The organism is Bacteroides sp., assembly GCF_019417265.1.
Classification (GTDB): domain Bacteria; phylum Bacteroidota; class Bacteroidia; order Bacteroidales; family Bacteroidaceae; genus Phocaeicola.
Window position 1 is genome coordinate 1 of the sequence record NZ_DXVR01000175.1, and the last position, 2,269, is coordinate 2,269.

Sequence of the window (2,269 nt, forward strand, 5' to 3'; positions counted from 1 at the left end):
TCGGGTTTGGCATTAAACCTTTCGGTCCAAGTACACGACCAAGACGACCTACAACACCCATCATATCTGGAGTTGCAACAACAACGTCAAAGTCTAACCATCCTTCGTTCTGGATCTTCGGAATAAGATCCTCAGCTCCTACGAATTCAGCACCTGCTGCTTTTGCTTCTTCAGCTTTAGCATCTTTAGCGAATACTAAAACACGAACTTTTTTACCAGTACCATGTGGCAGAACTACTGCACCACGAATCTGCTGGTCTGCATGACGTCCATCGCAGCCTGTACGGATATGAACTTCGATAGTTTCGTCAAATTTAGCAACTGCAGCTTTTTTAACTAAGCTGATAGCTTCTGCGGTATCATATAATGTAGCGCGGTCTACTGCTTTGGCAGCTTCCACGTATTTCTTTCCTCGTTTCATTTCTATAACCTCCTGTGGTATTTGCGGGGAACGCCCTCCCACTTACTATTTAATATTAAAATTAATCAACTACTTCGATTCCCATACTTCTTGCAGTACCAGCGATCATGCTCATAGCTGCTTCAAGGGATGCTGCATTTAAGTCTTTCATCTTAAGTTCAGCGATTTCCTGAACCTGAGCTTTAGTAACCTTAGCAACTTTTGTCTTGTTCGGTACGCCGGAACCTGATTTGATCTTAGCAGCTTTCTTAAGAAGAACTGCAGCCGGCGGAGTTTTGGTTATGAAGCTGAAACTTCTGTCTGCATAAACAGTGATAACTACAGGAATGATTAAGTCTCCCTGATCTGCTGTTCTTGCATTGAACTCTTTTGTGAACTGAACGATATTTACACCGTGCTGTCCAAGAGCTGGACCTACAGGTGGTGCTGGAGTTGCTTTACCAGCCGGAATCTGTAATTTGATATATCCTGTTACTTTCTTTGCCATTTTTCGGCACCTCCTATGTGGTATTGGCGGGGGTTTATGGTCCCTCCCACGATATTGTTACCTTTGCTTGTTACATCTGTTTGATTTCTGCGAAACTAATTTCTACCGGCGTTTCGCGGCCGAAAAGTTCAACATTGATCGTTGCTGTCTGTTTCTGCACATTAAGGGCAGTGATAACACCAACGGTATCTTTCCAGGCACCGCCTGTGACAACAACTGTATCACCCTCTGCGAAATCGACCTGAATTTCCTCTTTCTTGATACCAAGAGGAAGCATCTCTTCCTCGGTCAACGGTACCGGCTTGGACCCTGGTCCAACGAAGCCTGTCACACCTCTGGTGTTACGGACAACATACCATGTATCGTCATTCATAACCATGTTGAGAAGTACATAGCCAGGAAACATTTTCTTCTGAACCTGTTTCAGAGCCCCGTTTTTCAGCTCAGCCACTTCCTGCAGCGGAACACGAACTTCAAGGATCTGGTCTTCCAGGTGTCTGTTTTCGATGGTTTTTTCAATATCGACTTTTACTTTGTTCTCATACCCGGAATAAGTATGAACAACATACCATTTCGCTTCTGACATACAATCACCTTATCCTTATTTCATTAAAAGATTAATGCCTTCGAGAATAAATGAATCCATGACGCTGATCAGTACGCAAAGCACGATCGACACGCAAACTACCACGATAGTCTGCTTAATCAGTTCATTGCGGTCTGTCCAGACAATCTTCCTGAATTCTGACTGAAGTCCCTGAAACCAACTCTTCTTCTGGCTCTTGCCAGCAGATTTTTCATTTCCTTGCATAGCCTGACCTCACAATTCTCTGTGAGTAACTGTTTCGTCCAGTTACCTTGGATTACTTTGTTTCCTTATGCAGAGTGTGTTTGCGGCAGAACTTACAATATTTCTGAGTTTCCATTCTCTCAGGATGGTTCTTTTTCTCCTTAGTCATATTGTAGTTACGCTGCTTGCACTCGGTACATGCTAATGTAATCTTAACGCGCACAACTTCCACCTCCAGTGTTTTCATTTGCATGGTCATTTTCCTCATGCCGGACGATGTATCCGTCATCTTTTCGGGCATAAAAAAAAGACCTAACTTCCATGTCGCTTGTCAAGTTTATCACACATGGCATGCCTAAGTCAAGTCTTTTCTTATTATTTATGCCTATATTTCATCGCATATTTTTTACAGGAAACGCAGCTATCCGACGCCGTATGGTATTTCTTCTGAAAATACCCATATCCTTTTCTTCAATCTGCCATAGAGTGTGTCTGAAAAATCATTCCCGCAATCTACACGCCCCACTTTGCGGGATATTTCACCCGAATTCAGTTGCCGTAGCCCGCTACG

At 43.4% G+C, this 2,269-nt stretch carries 5 protein-coding genes and 1 pseudogene; 1 reads left to right on the top strand and 5 read right to left on the bottom strand.

What is annotated here, in order from left to right:
* From QZ379_RS12615 to rpmG, 5 genes and pseudogenes are all read right to left on the bottom strand, one after another.
* Positions 1-421: pseudogene (locus QZ379_RS12615) on the bottom strand (50S ribosomal protein L1); the annotation flags it as partial.
* Positions 422-482: 61 nt separating this feature from the next.
* Positions 483-908: a 50S ribosomal protein L11 gene (gene rplK, locus QZ379_RS12620; protein ID WP_008705378.1), complete on the bottom strand. Its 426-nt coding sequence runs from the start codon at positions 906-908 to the stop codon at positions 483-485.
* Positions 909-978: 70 nt separating this feature from the next.
* Entirely contained in the window at positions 979-1,494 is a 516-nt protein-coding gene (nusG, locus tag QZ379_RS12625) for a transcription termination/antitermination protein NusG (RefSeq protein WP_008705379.1), read from the bottom strand.
* Between the two features lie 15 nt (positions 1,495-1,509).
* On the bottom strand, positions 1,510-1,719 hold the full coding sequence (secE, locus tag QZ379_RS12795) for a preprotein translocase subunit SecE (RefSeq protein WP_008705380.1): 210 nt from the start codon (positions 1,717-1,719) through the stop codon (positions 1,510-1,512).
* 52 nt (positions 1,720-1,771) lie between these two features.
* Positions 1,772-1,945 (bottom strand): 50S ribosomal protein L33, encoded by a 174-nt coding sequence (rpmG, locus tag QZ379_RS12630; RefSeq protein ID WP_154780181.1) that lies wholly within the window; start codon positions 1,943-1,945, stop codon positions 1,772-1,774.
* A 188-nt stretch (positions 1,946-2,133) separates the two neighbouring features.
* On the opposite strand from rpmG, the gene QZ379_RS12800 reads away from it, so the two are divergent.
* A partial coding sequence (locus QZ379_RS12800) for a DUF6783 domain-containing protein (RefSeq protein ID WP_366933626.1) occupies positions 2,134-2,269 on the top strand: 136 nt, incomplete at its 3' end.